Source organism: Ochrobactrum sp. SSR (genome assembly GCF_030067775.1).
Classification (GTDB): Bacteria; Pseudomonadota; Alphaproteobacteria; order Rhizobiales; family Rhizobiaceae; genus Brucella; species Brucella teleogrylli.
Genome location: NZ_CP125971.1, coordinates 455,015 through 473,978 on the forward strand (window position 1 = coordinate 455,015; position 18,964 = coordinate 473,978).

The following is an 18,964-nucleotide window of genomic DNA, read 5'->3' on the forward strand; positions in this document are numbered from 1 at the left end:
TTCGGAATTTTGCGGATATCGCGTTCTGTAGGGAGAAAAATGCGTCATGAGCCAGGCCAATGGATCGGTTATTAAGGCCTTCCAGATATTGGACTTATTCGACGATCAGCTGCTCCAGATTGGATCAAGCGATGTCGTATCGCGCCTGGGGTTGAATACGATAACAGCGCACCGTTTTCTGAAAACCCTCGAAGCTGCAGGCGCACTCGTGGCGGTTTCGCGTGGACATTATCGACTGGGCTACAAACTGGCCGAACTGGGAAAACGCGCCGCCGGAGCAGACAATTTGCGCAGCGCCTTGCAGCCTGTGCTCGACCAACTGACGAAGGACGTTGGCGAAGCAACACTTGCGTCCAGTTTTGACGGTGAAAGCGCGATTTGTATCGCCCGTGCCTTGCCGGATCGGCCGATGTTCGTATCGATACAGCTTGGCAGTCATCTTGAAGCCTATGCCAGCGCGCATGGCAAATTGTGGCTCGCCCATTTAAGTGAAACCGCGCTTGATGCCTATCTTGAGCGCGTTGAGCTCAAGGCGATCAATGAGGGCTTTGTGCCAAACCGGTCGGGGCTCATCGCCGAACTGCAGGATATTCGAGAGTCCGGCCTTGCGTTTAATCGGGGTGAACGGGAGCCCGATGTCTATGCGCTGGCTGTGCCAGTCCTTAACCCCTCCGGCAAAATGATCTGCGGCCTTTCAGTCTTCAGTTCAAAAAGCCGGATGGAACCGCTGATCGCCAATGATCTCGCAGCCAAACTCCGGGCTGCCGCAAAGAAAGTGCAGATCGCCTTCTACGGAACGGCAACCCACGCCAGTTGAACACACCTCAATTCCAAAAATGGGAGGATTAGATGAATATTGGACTGCTGATAGATGGCCAGGATGTTCCGGCACTGGGCAGCGCGACCTTTACCCGTATTGACCCCGTCACCGGAGAAGAGGCCACTGTAGCGCCCGCCGCCCGGCAGCCTGATATCGACAGGGCCGTCAAGTCATCGGCAACAGCCTTCGCAGAATGGTCCGAAGTCGGCCCGAGCGAGCGCCGCACCATCCTGCTCAAAGCAGCAGATCTTCTCGAAGCCAGGATCGGCGAATTCACCGCCTGCGGCATCGCTGAAACCGGGGCGACTGCCCCGTGGATCGGATTCAACGTCGGGTTGGCTGCCAAAATCCTGCGCGAAGTCGCCGCCGCAACAACCCAGATCAAGGGCGAGATCATTCCATCCGATAAGCCTGGAACCCTTTCCATGGCCGTACGCGAACCTGTTGGCGTCATGGTTGGAATGGCGCCATGGAATGCCCCTGTCATTTTGGCGGTACGCGCCTTTGCGATGCCCATTGCCTGTGGCAATACGGTTGTTCTCAAATCGTCCGAGATGTGCCCGCGACTGCATCGCATGCTGGGCGACGTAATGATTGAAGCGGGTCTGCCAAAAGGTGTTCTCAATATTGTCAGCCACAGCGCTGATGACGCACCGGAAGTTGTCAACGCGCTTGTAACGCATCCTCTCGTTAAGCGGATCAACTTCACGGGTTCCACGCGGGTGGGGAAGATCATCGCTCTTGAAGCTGCCAAACACCTCAAGCCTGTGCTTCTAGAACTGGGAGGCAAGGCGCCATTGGTCGTACTGGATGATGCCGATCTTGATGGCGCCGTCAACGCGGCGATTTTCGGTGCCTTCATGAATCAGGGGCAAATCTGCATGTCCACCGAACGCATCATTGTCGATGAAAAAATCGCCGATGAATTCGTGACCAGGTTTACGGCACGGGCTTCAGCATTGCCAAGCGGCAATCCACGCGAGAAAGTCGCTCTGGGCGCTGTCGTCGCGCAAGGCACAGTTGATCGGGTGCTCGAACTGGTTGCCGATGCCAAAGAATCCGGTGCCACAATCACAACTGGGGGCACGGCAAGCGGAACAATCATGCCAGCCACGATTGTCGACAGGGTTACACCCGCAATGCGTCTGTTTCGCGAGGAGTCATTCGGACCGGTCGTCTGCGTGGTGCGCGCCCGCGATGACAATCATGCCGTCGAGCTTGCAAATGACACGGAGTATGGTCTGTCCTCTGCCGTATTCAGCCAGAATATCGACCGCGCGCTCAAGGTTGCGCGTAAAATTGATGCCGGCATTTGCCATATCAATGGGCCGACGGTGGGAGATGAACCACAAATGCCTTTCGGCGGCGTCAAAGACAGCGGCTCTGGTAGATTTGGCGGGTCCGCAGGCATAGACAGTTTTACCAATCTTCGATGGATCACAATCGAAGACCCCAAGCAGCATTATCCATTCTAGCATCAGCTCCATCAAACCGGAGCCATATCAGACCCGATATGGCTCCGGCCAGCATCTCAAGAGGTCCCTACATCACAGCCAGCAACATTGTTCGCCAAAGGCGTCCTACCTCTCAATCTAACCCAGGAGTGGTATCACGATGACCAAATTGACCCGACGCAATGTGAATACTCTTATCGGTACACTTATAGCCGGTGGCATAGCACCGAACAGCGCCTACACACGGAATTACGGTAGTGGCGGCACAAGACTGGCGATGACCAATATACGCATGCTGATAGGCCAGGAGATGTCTGGCCCCGGCGCGATCCTGATTGAGAATGGAACTATTTCAGCGGTCCTTAACGAAACGGACAATACGGCAGCAGCTTTGCAGAATGCGCAGATTGTCGATTATCAAGGACGATATCTGATCCCCGCATTCACCAGCAACCACGCCCATGTCGGGCTTATCAAGGGCACGACGGGCGGACGACATAATTTCACACCGGAAAACGCTTATGCAGCGTTACGCCAGTTTCAGGCTTACGGTATCGGCACGGTGGTTTCGCTGGGCATGACCCCCACGCCCGAGCCCAAAACCCGCGAAAACATGCGCAATAACCCGCAATACGGTGCGTCCTTCATGACAGCAGGTGCGGGAATATTTGCCCCTGACGGTCTGTCACCACGTCCGCAGATACCGGAAGAAGCGCGTCAGGTCGTTCGCCAAATGGCGCAGCAACCGATAGATATCATCAAGCTATGGATCGACACATTCGGACCTATCCAACCGATGAGCGAGGATTGTTTTCGCGCAGCAATCGATGAAGCACACCAACTGGGTTTCGCTGTCGCCGCCCATGTCTACACACTCCACCACGCCAAAAAGCTGGTCGCTGCGGGTGCTGATATTCTAGCCCACGGTGTTCGCGACGTTGAGATCGATCAGGAGTTTATCGATGCTCTTCGCGAGAAGGGTACGTGGTATATTCCAACGGTGCACATGGACGAAGCAACTTATATTTTCGCCGACCAGCCTTCGCTACTGGAAAACCCCTTCCTGCAATCGGCTTTAAGCCCTGAACTGAAAGACCAGTTTTCCAGCGCAGAATGGCGCGAAAAGACAGCTACCAGCGAACGGGCACAAAAAGCGCGACGAGATGTGGAAATGAACCTCCGCAATTTGTCAAAATTGATAGAGGCTGGCGGTGTAAAATTCGGCTTTGGTGCGGATGCAGGTGCATTTCCAGAACGTATACCTGGCTTCGCCGAACATCGCGAGTTGGAACATCTGGTCAATGCAGGACTCTCGCCCGTTCAGGCAATCGGCGTAGCAACCGAGCAGGCCGCGGCGCTGCTGAAATTGACCGACAGGGGCAAGATTGCCGAAGGACAGCGGGCCGATCTGATCGTCCTTGATGCCAACCCGCTGGATGACATCACCAATACGCGAAAAATTCATGCCGTCTGGCAACAGGGCGAGCTGGTTTCCCTCGGCACTCCGTAATCGGCAGACTGTGTCGCATTCAACCGCCGCCAGATCGGTCTCATAGCCTCGTCTATATCGTTAAAAAGGGCATAGCGCCGGGCGTAATGCCCTTCCAGCGACGCGTCCGGAAGGTAATGCCGCTCGGCCTTGACCATGGCGGCTGCACCTTCGCTGAAATCGGCAAAAAGCCCGACACCGGTTCCGGCGGCAATCGCCGCTCCGAGCGCACCAGTTTCACGCGAACGGCTGACGGATACAGGAAGGCCGAGTATGTCCGCGAATATCTGAGGCCATATCAGGCTGCGAGCCCCACCGCCTGAAAGCACGGCTTCGTTGAACACGGCACCCGCTCTACGAATCCTCTCGACATGATGGCGATGACCGAAAGCCACACCTTCGAGAAGCGCCCGAACAAGATGTCCTTTGGTGTGCCAACCCGCGATACCGTAGAAACCAGCGCGAGCGTGACCGTCTTGCTGGGCACCATAGAGGTAGGGATGATAAAGCGGATCGTCCGCTGCTGGCGTGATCGCTCCGGCCAAGGCACAGCACGCATCGAAGGGTGAACCACCGTCCGCATTCTCACCTTCGAAGAACTCCTTGACCAGCCATTCCAGATTGGCGGCCGAGGTCGCGCTGTTCTCCATCGCCATGTAGCGGGTACGATCAAATGTCGAGGACATGAATACCGGTTCATTGAGGTCCGGTCCGTCGATAATGACCTGATTGATGCTCCAGGTGCCTGCAATGATTGAGGCGCTACCGGTGCGCGAGACGCCTGAGCCGAGCGCCGAAGCGACAACGTCGAATAGCCCCCCAACCACCGGCGTTCCCGCAGCGAGCCCCGTCTGCGCCGCAACTTCTTGCGTGACAGTACCCGCGATATCAGCGCTTTCGATCAGCGGAGGAAGGAGGTCGATACAATCTTCAAGGCCATAGGCTGCCATCAAGGTCTTGTCATAGCGGCGCGTCGCCAGATTGAGCAGACCCGCGCCGGACATGTCCGAAACCTCGCTGACGCGTTGGCCAGTCAGGCGATTGACGACGAAATCCTTCGAGAAGAACACCGTGCCGATGTTGCTGAACAACTCCGGCCGGTTTCGTTTCAACCATGCAAGCAAGGTCGGCGTCTGCGATGGCCAGGGGCGCTGGCGCGCGATCGGCTGGGTGCGCTCGCCCACACCCCGAGCGGCCCATTGCTCGACCAGCCCGGTCGCACGCGTATCGATCGACTGGATGCCGATGAGCGGCGCGCCATCCCGGTCCAGCGCATAAAGTCCGTTGCCATGGCCTGCGCAACCGATTGCGATAATTTCAGCCGGCGATATCCCTGCACGCTCGATACAGCTACGGATCACGTGCCGTGCGTTCGTCCATAGCTCATCCAGACCACGCTCTACATGGCCCGGGCATGGCATGCGGTTGCGTCCCTCCTCGGAAGCAGCCGCAATTTCATTACCTGTTCGGTCGAAGATCACCGCCTTGATAACGGTGTTTCCAGCGTCGAGCCCTAAAAGATATTCTCCCATACAGAACCCCTCCCAAGGTCCAAAATCTCTGCTTTAGCCCTTCAGATAAAGTTCGAATGCCTCTTCTCCGCTCGCATTCCCATGGATAAGGGCCATCAACCCTCGCACGACCGCATTGGGATTGGCATGCTGATAAATGTTGCGCCCATAGACCATGCCCAACGCACCTTGCCGCATCAAGTTCGCAGATTTGTCGAACACCGCACGAAGATCTTCCTTGCCGCCACCGCGCACCAGAACCGGGCACCGTGCGGCTTCGACCACGCGGTGGAAATCTTCCACATTATTCGTCGGGTCCGCCTTGATGATATCCGCGCCCATTTCGCGCGCAAGCCGCGTCAACGTCACAATTTTTTCGGCATCACCGTCGACCATATAGCCGCCCTTTTCGGTGACCGGCTGCATGACCAGTGGCTCGATCATAAGCGGCATTCCGTATTTGTCGCAATCGGCTCGCACGCGGGAAATGTTCTGCACACATTGACGGAACAACTCAGGCTCGTCCGGCAGCATGAAGAGGTTGACGACGACGCAAGCCGCATCCATCTCGATTGCACCGATCAACGGCTCTGCTTCGTTCTGCAACACCGCCCACATGTCACGGTGGCGGATGCGATTATAGGGGTTGCCCATATCGATACGCATGACCAAAGCCGGTTTGTCCTTCCCCGGAATGTCCTGTAGAAGGTCTGACTGGCCGTAATTCATCTGGATCGCATCCGGTGCGGCCTCGACCAACGCCTTAACGACAGACTGAATATCTTCCAGCCCATCCAGAAAGGACGGCTCGTTGCAGACGCCGTGATCGATAGCTACGTCAAGGCAGCGCCCGCCGCCAAACAGCCTGTTCATCCGGACTTTGCTATTGTGTCGCATTCTGTACTCCTTTGTTCGTTCCTTGCGGAAAGCATGATTTCGCTGACGCCGTGGCGCTCGCTGAGAAGGTTGAGAAAACGGGCGCGCTCAATGGCACGCTGTGTGGTGGTCCAGCGCTTTTCTTGAGAAAGCAGGTCGAGAACGGCATCCATCATGTCGAGCGAAAGCTCACCCGAAACGGCCAGCGTCGTTCGTCGCAAAAGCAGATCATCGAGATGTTCGACTGCCTCGTCCCGGATCAGGAACAGGATTTCACGCTCGGAATAACCGGGGTGTGGCAGTGGCCTTTCCGGTCCTGCAGTGATGAAGTCGGTGACTGTCTCGGCATGCGTACCATAACGCTCGAACAATTGAGCCATGCGCACCTCGGACATACGCCTCGCTGTCGCCAGGCCAGCCAGCCAAACCGGCGCGTTTGTGGGAAATGCGCGACCGCCGCCGATTGCGCGATCAGTTGTCGAAACAAGTCGTTGCCGACCAAGCTTTTCCAGAACGATATCTGCTGCCATTTCACCAAACGAGCGGAATGTCGTCCATTTCCCACCGATCATGCACAACACTGACGGGCCGTCGTCGCTCTGTTCGATGACCTTACAGAAATGGTCCCGTGGAATGCGACCGGTAAAGCTGTCAGTGCTGGTGGGCAATGGCCTTACGCCAGAAAACTGGAAGACGATCTCGTCAGGCCTGATCCTGATGTCTGGCAGGACGAAGGCGAGTGATTGCAGGATATAGTCACGCTCATCCGCCTCGCAACGCACCGCTTCGGGATTGTTCACCCGGATATCCGTGGAGCCGACCAGAACCTTGCCGAGATAGGGAAAGAGGATGCAAATTCGCCCATCCTCGTTCTCGTAATAAATCATGTGATCGGCAAGCGCGTCACGCAATTGCGCATTGTCGATGATCAGATGCGAGCCCTTCGTGCCGCCCATCAAGGGCGCCGGGCGCGCTCGCGGGGAAAAAGTGTTTCATTGGCAATGTCGATCCAGCCGCCAGTAGCGTTGATGATCAACGCCGGATCGATGGCAACAGAGGTGCCACCGAGATGGTCTTCAACGCGATAGCGCCCATCCTCTGTGCGGCGCAGTTCTGCGTAATTCAACGCCCAAACATCACCGCCCGCCTCCAAACCATCCCTCAGCAGTTCGATCCCCAATCTCTCTGGATGGCTCACCCAGGCGTCAAAATAGGTTGCGGAACTTTTGATATTGCGGTTGAGCGCGGGCCATTTTTTGAGCGTCGTGCGACGACCGCGAAACTGGTGACGCGGCATCAGTGCCCGCTTTCGCGTCAGGAAATCATAGATGCAGAGGCCTGCTTTGATTGCGAGGGCACCGCGGCGACTGGGCCGTCGGCTTAACCCCAGGAACCGGACGATGCCGTTGCCAAGACCGGAGAAGATATCGAACACAGGTACTGTCGTCGGGAGCGGCGCAACATAATGCGGCGCATTGCGTAGCAGACGGTCACGCTCGGCCAGCGACTCCTTCACAAGCTTGAACTCGCCATTTTCCAGATAGCGAAGCCCTCCATGGACCATGCGTGAGAGGGCCGAACTGGCGCCCGAGCAATAATCGTGCTTCTCCACCAGCAATACATTTAGCCCTTGCAACGCGAGTTCCCGGAAGACGCTGACGCCATTGATGCCGCCGCCAATCACGCACACGTCCACCTTCGGGATCTGGCGGATCCCGTCCAATATCTCTTCACGCTTCATGATGGCGATCCGTTACCTGTCCATGTCAGTCAGTTTCACCGCTATGGCCGTATCGATGGCGGCAAGATCGGCAGCGTCCAGCCGGATTGTTCCAGCCCGTGCATTGTCCATCGCCTGTGCCGGGTTACGCGCTCCACAGAGCGCAAAGGTCACGCCGGGCTGCGCAAGCGTCCAGGCGATCACCGTTTGAGCGATACTGGCACTGTGCTTTTCAGCAACCGGTCGGATCGTTTCGGCAAATGCCGTCGCCTTCTGCCGATTGCCGACGGAGAAGCGCGGATTGTCCTTGCGCTGATCGTCGCCAGAAAACACCCGGTCCGCACCTATCGCGCCGGACAAGAGCCCTAACGCCAGCGACGAATAGCTCAATGTCGCGATGCCCTTGTCCCGGGTGAGCGGCAAAAGGTCGGCTTCGATTTCACGATCGATCATGCTGTATCGTTCTTGAATGGCATCCAGACCGCCAACCGCAATATAGGCATCAAGATCATGGCGACTGACATTGCTCGCTCCAATCGCCCGGATCTTGCCGGAGGTTCGAAGATCCTCCAGCGCCCGCATCGTCTCCTCAACCGGTGTCGTCGGGTCCTGCCAATGGGTGATGTAAAGGTCGATATAGTCGGTTCCAAGCCTTCTCAGGCTTTCTTCAACCTCGTGCTGGATCGCATCGCGACCGAGGTATCGGTGGACCGGCTTGCCGTCCTGATCGAAAAAGTGCCGCCCCTTTCGCGTATGCCAGACAAGGCCGCATTTGGTGGCAATAACCGCCTTCTCGCGGCGTCCGGCCAATGCCTTTCCGACGATCTCTTCGGAGCGGCCAAGCCCATAGGCTGGCGCAGTGTCAATCAGCGTGACACCGGCATCGAGCGAAGCCTGTATCGCAGCGATAGATTCTTTTTCGTCGGTGCCGCCCCACATCCAGCCGCCGATCGCCCAGGTTCCCAGCCCGACTGCCGAAGCGAAGACGCCGGACTTGCCGATCTCTCTTATCAACTGTTGCCCGCTCATATCCATTTCCCCTCGCCATTCGCCAGTTCCAATACCCGAGCGCCCGTTGCCTCGTCAGTCACCAGCGTATCCAGATGATTGCCGCGCAGAACGCTGAGGATCGGCGCTGCCTTGTTCGGCCCGCTCGCCACACCGATCTTGGTCGGGATCGAAGCGAATTCGGGCAGCGTCAATGACACCAGCGAACGGTTGAGGCTGTAGTCGCAGACCTGCCCCCGATCATCGAGCAGATGTGCAAGAAGTTCGCATGCCGCGCCAGAACGCTCGATTGCAGCGCGATCCGTGCTGGAAGATGGGTGCAGGTCGTAATAGCTTGAATCATCAGTCAGGATCGAACCGATGCCGACCACTGCGATCTTGGCTTCGCGCGCTCGTTCGAACACGTCGGCAACAGAGCGCATATTCATCAGCATGTCACGCTCAGCCGCACTATCGGCAAACAGCGGCGCATGGATTTGGTAGGAGTGACCGCCCAGCCGATCCGCCATCAACGTTGAGACGTGATTGACGTCGGTATAATGCTTTCCCTGCACACAACCGGTCGCCGGGATCACCTCCACAGCGAAGGGCCGCTGCGCCTGAAGCCCGGCCACTACGGCACTGACGCCCTTGCCACCGGTGATGCAGATCGTATCTCCGTCGGTAATCTCTTCAAGCAGCAAACGGGCTGCCGCCTCACCAACCGCCTGAAGAGCCGTTTGCGGATTGTCAGACACGGTCGGTACGATCACGGCACGACCGATGCCGCCGAGCGCCAGAAGCTGTTCCTCCATGTCGACCAGCGGTTCGACGGGCGACTTGATCTTGATTTCGACGAGGCCGAGCTGGCGACCACGCTTGATGAGGCGGTTTACCGTCGCATGCGAGATGCCAAGCTGGTCGGCAATTTGCGCCTGTGTCAATCCTTCGAGAAAATGCAGGACCAGGGCCTGATGCATCTGCCTTGCGACGACAATTTCCTCGCGCGGCGCGTTAGCGGGTTTCCGTTTGGCAATCGGCATGTCAGGCAGCCTTCCGCTTATGAAGGAAATGGTCAATCGATACGGCGGCAAGCAGAATGCAACCCTTGATCATGTCTTGCCAATAGACAGAGACGTTTAGCAAGATCAGCGAACTTGTGACCACCGAAAGCAGGGCAATACCGAGAATTGCCCCCAGGATCGTGCCTGAGCCCCCACTCAACGAGGCGCCCCCGATCACGGCAGCGGCAATGATGTTGAGTTCCATGCCAACACCGAAGGTGGGCGTCGCTGCACCGAAGCGGGACATGTAGATAACGCCTGCCACACCCGACAGCGTGGCGCAAAGTACTGTTACCCAGAATTTCACCTGATTGGTCTTGATGCCGGAATAGAGCGCTGCCTTCTCGTTGCTGCCGGTGTAGAAAACCTTGCGGAAGGCCGTTGCACGACGCAGCAGGAAATCGAAAAATACGACCACGGCGACGAAGATCAGAATGACAATCGGGACGCCCTGAAACGTGCCCTGCCCGATCGCCTTGAACGATGGCGGCAAGGTGAAGAGCGACAGCGGGGTGCCTTTGGTTATGATCAGGCAGACGCCGCGTACGATCACCATCGCTGCCAGCGATGTGATGAAGTGGTTCAAGCCCACGACCGTAACGAAGAAACCCATGACACAGCCGATCAATCCGCTGGCGATAATGCCGATCAGCGATGCGCTCCAGGGGTCGAGCCCCATCAGAAACAATGTCCCCGAAAGAACCATCGAGAAGCAGACGACCGAACCCACCGACAGGTCGATGCCGCCGACGATCAACAAGATCGTCATACCAACAACGACAATGCCTTCTACCGAAAACGACATCAGCATGGCCCGAAAATTGCCAAATGTCAGGAAGTGCGGCGACGCGAAGCTCATGGCGATGCAAAGCGCCAGAATGATCGCGATCAGTCCCGCTTCGCGCATCGTGCCCAGCCGTTTCCAGCCTGAGGCGCCTTTTCCATAGGTTGTTGTCACTGTTGCGCTCGTCATGACCGTCTTCCCAGCCCCTGTTTCCTGTTCATGCGACATGCTGTGATGCCTTCGAATTCTTGGGGTCATCAATGCCCGACGCAAGCCGCATGATCGCTTGTTCCGTCATCGCTTCGCCCTCGACTTCACCCATAACCCTACCCTCCCGGATGACCAGCACCCTGTCGCAAAGGCCGAGAAGTTCCGGCAGTTCCGATGAAATCACAATGATGCCAATTCCGGAGCGCGCGAGATCACGCAGCAGCCGGTGGATTTCCGATTTCGCACCAACATCGATGCCTCGCGTCGGTTCGTCCATCAGGATGACCTTCGGATTGACCGCCAGCTGCTTGGCTATGGCCACCTTCTGCTGATTGCCGCCCGAAAGCGACGAGACAGGCATGCCGATCCCGCCCATTCGCACGCCGAGCCGACGGGTGAGTTCTTGTGCGCGTTCGGCTTCAGCCTTGGAGTTCAATAGACCTAGCGGTCCGGTCAGCGATTTCAGGTCCAGGACAGCAATGTTTTGGGCAATAGAAAGATCGAGGAAGACCCCGGAACCCTTCCGGTCTTCCGAGAGATAGACAACCCCCGCCTGCACTGCGTCGGCGTAAGACTTCGCCCGAAGCTTCTGCCCATACAGAAACACCTCGCCCTCGTGAACAGGGCGCAATCCGCAGATGCCTTCGGCGATTTCGGTACGTCCCGATCCAATCAGCCCACCAACACCCAGAATTTCGCCTTGTCGCAAGTTGAAACTGACGTCTTTGAAACGGCTGTTGTCCCCAAGACCACGGACACTCAGAACGGTTTCTTCCGTACGCTCTTCCAAAGCCTGCTTTTCAGGATAGAGCTGCGTAATCTCGCGACCGACCATACGACGCACGATATCATCCGGCGTCAGGTCCGCGACGTTCTCTGTCGAAACATAGCGCCCATCGCGCAGCACGGTGACCCGATCACACAGGCTGAAGATTTCGGCCATGCGGTGGCTGATATAGATGATCGATATTCCCTGGGATTTCAGGTTTCGGATAATACCGAACAGAACCTTTGTCTCGGCTTCCGTCAGCGCCGCCGTTGGTTCATCGAAGATCAGAACTTTGCAATCGAGCGTCAATGCTTTTGCAATTTCGACCAGTTGCTGGTTGGAGATCGACAGTTCCGAGACCTTGCGGCGCACATCAATCGGTGCCAGCCGGTCCATCACTGCCTGCGCGGTCCGCTGTAACTCGGCGTAGTTCATGAAGGGCGAACGGCGACGATCTGTTGTCGCCATGAACATGTTCTCGGCCACGGTCACATCGGGGCAGAGCGCAATTTCCTGATGGACAAGACCAAGCCCAAGAGCCTGCGCAATGGTGGGCGACGTTACCCGGACCGGCGAACCCTCTACGCGGATTTCGCCTTCTGTCGGCTGCACCACACCGGCAATGATGTTCATGAGCGTCGACTTCCCCGCGCCATTTTCGCCGCAGATCGCATGAACTTCGCCCTTCGCGAGGCTGAAGTTCACGTCCGTTAACGCTTTCACCGCACCGAAATGCTTGCTCACGTTGCGGATTTCCAAAACGGACACAGACACCATGACATGCTCCTCCCCAAGCGTGCGGTGGCCATACGGAACTTAACCATCCCGGATGGCCGACACAAAAGGTTACTCGTCGATCCCTTTGGTGCCCCGCCGCTTCAGGTACTTGTCCCAATAAAAGTCGTCCGCATTCTCTGCCGTAACAATCGACAGCCCATTGTCGACGAATGGAATGCTCATCGGATTGAAGCCGGAACGCTTGGAGTCGTTCATCGGGTCAATGAGTTCGGGATGTTTGGCGAGCCACAGCATAAAGAAGCCCATATAGCCTTGCATGCCCTGATTAGGGTTGATCGAGCCGAACACTTGTCCAGCCTTGATCATATCGAGAATGTTGGCATTGACGTCGGCACACATGACGAGGATCTTGCCGCCGCTTTCCTGATTGGCCTGGGAGGCTCCGATCGCCGAGTTGGCTTCCGGCATGAAAACCGCGCCCAGGTTTGGGTGTGCCTGAACCAGACTCATAAGCCCCTGATAGGCCTTGTTAGGGTCCTGGTTGGAGGCCGCCCGACCAACGAGCTTCATGTCTGGATATTTTTCATCCATCCGGGCGATGAAAGCCGCTATGCGCTTGTCATGGTTATCCTGACCCGGATTTTCGAGAACGGCATATTCGCCCTTGCCACCCATCTTCTTTGCAATCGCGTCAGCGGCATAGGTGCCTTCGCGGGTATTGTCCGAAGTGATGAACGAAATACGTTTCGAGAGTGGTGAGTCCGCAGCGAAAGTGACGACGGCAGTGCCCTGATCAATCGCCCGGTTGATCGGCTCAACGAAGGGGTCCGAGTTCATCGGGTGGACAAGAATGCCCGCCGGATTTTGGGCCAGCGCCTGATCGAAGGTAGCGATCTGCTTGTTGACGTCATATTCCGGCGTGCCGGTATAGGCTGTCTCGCAACCGAACTGCTGACCGGCTTGTTTGAACATTTCGTAAACCGGGAACCAATATTCGACGCCCGAAACCATGACGTTCATGACATATTTTTCGCCCGGCTTGCAGCGAAACGGGTTTTCCGTTTCCGCCCTTGCCACGCCGGTGAATAGCGTCGTTGCTAGGATCGCCGCTGCGGATGTGCTTAGAAAATTGCGCAAGTTCCCTCCTTGAGGCCGAAGCCCCTCCCAATATCCTTTGTCGCCCTACCGAGCGGCCGATGAACCCTGAAGACCGAACCTCCTCCTCGAAATCCGGTAAAGCCAGATAATCGGAAGAAATTTGCTATGTCAATATAATTCACATAATGAAATATATTTCACACCACTCCGAGAAGCGTCGAGTACAAGTTGCTAATCCTGCGCGGGAAAAATCTTTGATGTTGTTATAAGCGCTGATGAGGAAGGCAGGCATGCGTGACGCGGATATGTGGCAGAACCATCAAGCAAAGTAGAATGATGGTGAAACGCCTATTGAATAGATGCGGTGCAAGCGGCACTAAAGCATGTCGCTGTTAACCGGATTCGGGATTCCCGTTTGGCTTGATCTGTGATTCACTTGTCTCATGGAAGGAGATGCACCATGGGCAAGCCGCATCCGATTGAGTTGCGTGAGCGTGTCGTTGCGTTTGTGAATGAGGGCAATAGTCACCGGGAAGCCGCTCGGCATTTCCGTGTTTCGCCTCGGTTCGTCAACAACATGATGATCCTGTATCGGTCATCCGGCTGTCTGGCCGCCGCCAGGCAGGGCCACCCGCCTGGTAGTGTGAAGCTTTTGGCTCATGGTGATTGGGTCCGCGAGTAGATGTCCGCCCGTGGCGAAACGACTTTGGACGAACTGTGCATTGCGCTCGCGGAGCGCGGTATTGAAGTCCACCGCGCCACGGTCGGGCGATTTCTACACCGACTTGGGCTGAGCAATAAAAAAAGCCTCAAGGCAAGCGAGCAGCGTAGACCAGAGATCGCCAAGGCGCGTGATCTTTGGATCAATCGCCGAAAGCGGTTCTTCAACAAGGCCTTGTCGCGTCTCATCTTTATCGATGAGACTTCCACGAATACGCGCCTGACAAAACGCACCGGATGGTCTGCCAAAGGCAGGCGCTTTGCCGCCTATGCGCCCTTCGGAAAATGGAAGACACAGACCTTCATTGCCGGACTGCGCTGCCATGGCCTGACCGCGCCATGGATCGTCGATGCACCGATGAACAGCCGCATCTTCGAAACCTGGATCGAGACACAGCTTGTGCCGACACTGTCAGCCGGTGATATAGTCATCCTCGACAATGTCGGCTTCCACAAAAGCCGGAAGGCTGAGCAACTGGTCAAGGCAAAGGGCGCTTGGTTTCTCTTCCTGCCGCCCTATTCGCCGGACCTGAACCCAATCGAAATGGCTTTCTCAAAACTCAAGGCACTTCTGAGAAAGCGAGCAGCACGCAGCTTCGACGCCATCTCAAAAGCACTTGGCGATATCATCAGTCTCTTCTCCATCAATGAATGCCAGAACTTCTTTAAGGCTGCTGGGTATGAGGCCGAATAAATGCGACACGCTTTAGAGCATTTCCAGCAAAAGCTCGTAGCGCCTACGCGGGGAAATCAGTCCAGTGGACTGATTTCTGATCCCGCTTCGATACGTAGGATAATGCGTAAAAACAAATAGATAGAGCGGTTCCTCGATTCCGTTTTAACCGGAACCGCTCTAGAACACCTGCTTCCACCGTCAGCTGTCAGCAATGTGTGATTATGGCTTGCGCCTGCTATAGTCCCAAAGGGATTTATTGCTTGACGAAACGGCAATTGCGCCCTCTTTCATTGCCTTTGCTACATCGGTCTCATCACAGATAAAGCCGGAAGCTACGATAGGCGGGAGACGGCGTTTGTCCTCTGCAGAGAGATAGCCGAGCATGGGCGATGGCATGATCTGCACCAGATTGGGCCCGCTTTGCGAAACCGCCTTCAGGCTGCGCGGCCAGGTGGACCGGTCGGTCACAAAGACTTTCTGCATGGTCAGAAGGCCGCATTGCGCGGCCTTCTGGATTGTTGGAACACGGGTCGACAGCAGAACCGAAATGCCAATCTCGGCAAGGAATTCGATAGCTCCCTTGTCCTGCGACAGGCCTTCGCAACTGTCGATGTTCAGAACGATCAGCTTGTTGCTTTTTTTGAGCGCGTTGAGCACTTCGGCCACATGGCGCAAGGCAATGTTGGCGACAATGCCCACTTCCGCCTTGCTGTCCAGAAATGCCTGAAGATTATCCACGCCGTAGAGCGTCGCCATCACCGGCGTTCGCAAAAGCCGCTCACCGATCGTTCTGTCCAATGTCATTCCATCATTTTCCGTCTCTTGGCATGTCGAGCGAAAGTCCGAGCTTGCCGGGGTTAAGTAGATTGTCCGGGTCGAGCGCCTTCTTCACCGTTTCGAGGAGAGGAAACGCAGAACCCAGAGCGTCCTTCATGTAAGGCGCGCGGAGCAGTCCGACGCCGTGGTGATGGCTCAAGGCTGCACCATACTTGATTAGAACGGCATTGGCAGCATCCCAGGCAGCACGATACCATTCGGCGCGCTTTTCCACTTCCACGTCGCCACGCAGCGAGAAATAGAGGCAGGCGCCGTCGACATAGGCATGCGACTGATGCGCCGAACCGGCCAGCGTCCCCGGCACTGCATTGATTGCAGCGACGACCTCGTCGTAGATCGCAGGCAGATCGCGCCAGCATCCCGTCATTTCCAGCGTATCGGCAACAAAGCCCGGGCTGCGCTTGAAGCCTTCGGCGCTCTTGCCGGTCAGATAGCGCGTGTCGAGCCACTTTTCGAAGATCGTCTCACCATCGAGCTTGTCACCGAGTTCGGCGCAAACCTTCTCGCTGATCGCCATCACGGCGTCGACCATTTCCTGAGCGCCTTCATCGGCGATCAACAGCACGTTGCTTTCCGGCAGGCCGAACTGCACACCGCTTTCCAGCTCGTCGTAAAGACGCAGTGCTGCGGGATTGGCGCCGCCCTGCATGATGCGGCGGCAGGCTTCCAGACCGATGCCGAAGCTCTTGAAGCCATAGGCGATCGCGCGGGCATAATCCGGCAGACGATGCAGTTTAAAGCGCGCCTTCACGATAATGCCAAGCGTGCCTTCCGAACCGATGAATATCTGCTGGAGATCGGGTCCGATGGCTGCACGGGCATAGTTTCCAACCGTCACCAGCGAACCGTCCGCCAGCACGACTTCCATGCCGTACACCATGTCCTCGATCTTGCCATAGCGTGTCGAAAGCTGACCTGCGCCGCGGCAAGCGATCCAGCCGCCCACGGTGCTGATACCGAATGAGGACGGCCAATGGCCCATGGTCATGCCAAAGTCGCGCTGGATCATCTCCTCGAAAATATCGCCGAACATGCCAGCTTCAACTTCAACGATCTGGCTGTCCGCATCGAAGCTGACGAAACGGTTGAGATTGCAGACATCAAGCACAATACCGCCGCGCAACGGGAGTGCCGCGCCCGTAACGTTGGAGCGTCCGGCAGAAACCGTAACCGGAACTTTTGCTTCATGCGCAAGGCGCATGACGGACTGAACCTGTTCGACCGTCGAAACGCGAACGAATACGCCGTCGACCGTTGCGGGCTTTCCACCCGTTTCCGCGACCATGGTGCGCGCCCACCAGTCGCGGGTGTTCACGACGACATCTTCGCGCGCTGTCAGAACTTCGTCTGCAACGCCCCGCAGCTTTTCAACGAGAGCAGCGTCTACGGCAACGGCGTTCTGAGCCAGATCGGCCTCGGTGCCGATTTCCTTGATGCTGCCGGCATAATGCGGCTGGGTCGGTGCGCCAACGACATAATTTCCACGATTATAACCGCGTTTGATGGCTTCCTTGCTGATCATATTCAGTTCGCTCCTATGAGAATGGATTTTTCTTTTTCGGTCGCAGCCACATAAGCGGCGACCTGACGGTCGATTTCGGTTTGGGGGAGACCAAGCTCCTCACCCAGCAAAGCGCCCACCTTGGCGGCGGCACGGGCGGAAGCATCGCGCGCCATCAGGCGGGCACGCATACGACGCGACAGCACGTCATCGATGGTCCGGGCAAGTTCATGCCGGGCGGCGTAGATGACTTCGCCGCCGGTATAGGGCAACCCTTCCACAATCGATTGGCCGAGTTCAGGACGAGCGGCCATCAGATCACTGACGAAGCGCGATTCCGTACCGTAACGTTCGCCCAGATGCGCCTCCATGCCACCCGAAGCGACGATTGCCTGCGCGTCATAACCGGCGGCACCGAGCAAAAAGGCTTTCTTGGTGGTGCAACGGCGGCGATCACCCAGAACTTTCGCGGCGGCATCCACCGTCTGTTCGGCCATATGGCGCGACGTCGTCAGCTTACCGCCCACAATCGTGACAAGGCCATCAGGCGCAACATGCACGGAATGGTCGCGTTTGACGTCCATGGTGCTGCCGCCCGATGAAGCGGCGACCAGCGGACGACATCCGGCAATGCTGCCGACAACATCATCTGGCGTCAGATCGATATTGAGCGCGCTGCAAGCGCCCTCGATCAGAAAATCGAGTTCTCGGCGGGTGCAATGCACATCATCGAGATCGCCCTGATAATCCTCATCGGTCGTGCCGAGATAGGAGACATTGCCCCAGCGCGTAATCGTCGCGCGGCGGCTACGCCCCGGCACCGGCACCGTCACCGTGCAGTCGTTGCGAATTTTCAGCCAGGGAATCGCGACGTGAACGCCTTTGGCCGGGCGCACATGCAACGGCTTTTCGCCATCCTTGCCAAGGCCCATCCAGTCGCGCAGCCAAACGCCTGTCGCCATAATGACGGTCTTGGCGCGCACCCGGATTTCCTTGCCCTCGACGGTATGAACGATTGCGCCATCAACCCGGCCCGAACTGCGGGTGATCTCGGCAACTTTCGAGTGGTTGAGGACCGTCGCCCCATAAAAGCTCGCAGAACGGGCAAGCGCCAGCGTCAGGCGCGCATCGTCAACGCGGGCATCGAAATACATCAGGCCACCGCGCAGATATTCGTCCTTGAAGGTCGGGCAATGCGCCAGCACTTCCGCCGCAGTCAGCTTCTGATGCAGGATGCCTTCGCGCCAGCCTCCAGCCAGATCATAGGTCCAGAGCAAGCCTTCAAACGCCTTGGCAAAGCGCGAGTCGAACACACCATCCCGCTCCAGAATCGGAAACAGGAAAGGCAGGCGCTGCACCAGATGACTGGCATTGCGGCGCAGGCGTTGGCGCTCCAGCAGGGAATGACGAACCAGCCCAAGATTGCCCTGTTCGATATAGCGCAAGCCGCCATGCACCATCTTGGAGGATTTCGATGATGTACCGGATGCGAAATCATCCTTCTCGACCAGCGCAACACGAAAGCCGCGCAGACTTGCGTCGAAGGCGCAGTAAGCCCCGGTCACGCCGCCGCCGACGATCAGAATATCGTAGGTTTCGGTGGCAAGACGGTCTTCCTGTTCCGAACGGTTCAGCCGCAGCGGTTCGGTGCGGATCATCCGGGCGCGATCCTTGTCCGCGCGCCGGGAGCGCAGATTCAGCATTTCAACT

15 protein-coding genes and 1 pseudogene are annotated in these 18,964 nt (G+C 57.1%); 5 read left to right on the forward strand and 11 right to left on the reverse strand.

Features of this window, described 5'->3' with window-relative positions:
• Positions 1-46 precede the first annotated feature (46 nt).
• From QLQ11_RS19500 to QLQ11_RS19510, 3 genes are all read left to right on the forward strand, one after another.
• Positions 47-817, forward strand: a complete 771-nt coding sequence (locus QLQ11_RS19500) for an IclR family transcriptional regulator (RefSeq protein ID WP_109366261.1) — start codon at positions 47-49, stop codon at positions 815-817.
• 32 nt (positions 818-849) lie between these two features.
• Complete coding sequence (locus QLQ11_RS19505) at positions 850-2,295, forward strand: aldehyde dehydrogenase (RefSeq protein ID WP_121537484.1); 1,446 nt, start codon at positions 850-852, stop codon at positions 2,293-2,295.
• A gap of 139 nt (positions 2,296-2,434) precedes the next feature.
• Positions 2,435-3,784, forward strand: coding sequence for an amidohydrolase family protein (locus tag QLQ11_RS19510; RefSeq protein ID WP_109366263.1), 1,350 nt, complete (start codon positions 2,435-2,437; stop codon positions 3,782-3,784).
• Here the strand turns inward: QLQ11_RS19510 and QLQ11_RS19515 are convergent.
• From QLQ11_RS19515 to QLQ11_RS19550, 8 genes and pseudogenes are all read right to left on the reverse strand, one after another.
• Positions 3,736-5,295, reverse strand: a complete 1,560-nt coding sequence (locus QLQ11_RS19515; RefSeq protein ID WP_283735660.1) for an FGGY-family carbohydrate kinase — start codon at positions 5,293-5,295, stop codon at positions 3,736-3,738. The genes QLQ11_RS19510 and QLQ11_RS19515 overlap by 49 nt on opposite strands.
• Before the next feature lie 33 nt (positions 5,296-5,328).
• Positions 5,329-6,147, reverse strand: a complete 819-nt coding sequence (locus QLQ11_RS19520) for a class I fructose-bisphosphate aldolase (RefSeq protein WP_171318158.1) — start codon at positions 6,145-6,147, stop codon at positions 5,329-5,331.
• A pseudogene (locus tag QLQ11_RS19525) lies at positions 6,144-7,891 on the reverse strand (FAD-dependent oxidoreductase). Before QLQ11_RS19525 ends, QLQ11_RS19520 begins: the two are co-directional and overlap by 4 nt.
• A 12-nt stretch (positions 7,892-7,903) precedes the next feature.
• Positions 7,904-8,899: an aldo/keto reductase gene (locus QLQ11_RS19530; protein ID WP_109366267.1), complete on the reverse strand. Its 996-nt coding sequence runs from the start codon at positions 8,897-8,899 to the stop codon at positions 7,904-7,906.
• Positions 8,896-9,900, reverse strand: a complete 1,005-nt coding sequence (locus QLQ11_RS19535) for a sugar-binding transcriptional regulator (RefSeq protein WP_109366268.1) — start codon at positions 9,898-9,900, stop codon at positions 8,896-8,898. The genes QLQ11_RS19530 and QLQ11_RS19535 overlap by 4 nt, the downstream gene beginning before the upstream one ends.
• A gap of 1 nt (position 9,901) precedes the next feature.
• Positions 9,902-10,894 carry an ABC transporter permease gene (locus tag QLQ11_RS19540; RefSeq protein WP_109366269.1) on the reverse strand — a complete coding sequence of 331 codons (993 nt, stop codon included), beginning with the start codon at positions 10,892-10,894 and terminating at the stop codon, positions 9,902-9,904.
• Positions 10,895-10,922: 28 nt separating this feature from the next.
• The gene (locus QLQ11_RS19545; RefSeq protein ID WP_109366270.1) at positions 10,923-12,461 is read right to left on the reverse strand and encodes a sugar ABC transporter ATP-binding protein; all 1,539 of its coding nucleotides are present in this window, start codon (positions 12,459-12,461) and stop codon (positions 10,923-10,925) included.
• A gap of 69 nt (positions 12,462-12,530) precedes the next feature.
• Positions 12,531-13,559, reverse strand: coding sequence for a substrate-binding domain-containing protein (locus QLQ11_RS19550; RefSeq protein WP_121537478.1), 1,029 nt, complete (start codon positions 13,557-13,559; stop codon positions 12,531-12,533).
• A 421-nt stretch (positions 13,560-13,980) separates the two neighbouring features.
• Here QLQ11_RS19550 and QLQ11_RS19555 point away from each other — a divergent pair, with 421 nt between their 5' ends.
• Positions 13,981-14,202: a helix-turn-helix domain-containing protein gene (locus QLQ11_RS19555; protein WP_235858917.1), complete on the forward strand. Its 222-nt coding sequence runs from the start codon at positions 13,981-13,983 to the stop codon at positions 14,200-14,202.
• Positions 14,203-14,934, forward strand: coding sequence for an IS630 family transposase (locus QLQ11_RS19560; RefSeq protein ID WP_371836064.1), 732 nt, complete (start codon positions 14,203-14,205; stop codon positions 14,932-14,934).
• Between the two features lie 201 nt (positions 14,935-15,135).
• Here QLQ11_RS19560 and QLQ11_RS19565 read toward each other — a convergent pair whose 3' ends face one another.
• From QLQ11_RS19565 to QLQ11_RS19575, 3 genes are read right to left on the reverse strand one after another with little or no spacing between them, the layout of a single operon-like run.
• Complete coding sequence (locus tag QLQ11_RS19565) at positions 15,136-15,720, reverse strand: glycerol-3-phosphate responsive antiterminator (protein WP_121539199.1); 585 nt, start codon at positions 15,718-15,720, stop codon at positions 15,136-15,138.
• 4 nt (positions 15,721-15,724) lie between these two features.
• On the reverse strand, positions 15,725-17,275 hold the full coding sequence (locus tag QLQ11_RS19570) for an FAD-binding oxidoreductase (protein ID WP_109366273.1): 1,551 nt from the start codon (positions 17,273-17,275) through the stop codon (positions 15,725-15,727).
• Between the two features lie 2 nt (positions 17,276-17,277).
• Positions 17,278-18,957: a glycerol-3-phosphate dehydrogenase/oxidase gene (locus QLQ11_RS19575; protein WP_109366274.1), complete on the reverse strand. Its 1,680-nt coding sequence runs from the start codon at positions 18,955-18,957 to the stop codon at positions 17,278-17,280.
• Positions 18,958-18,964 lie beyond the last annotated feature (7 nt).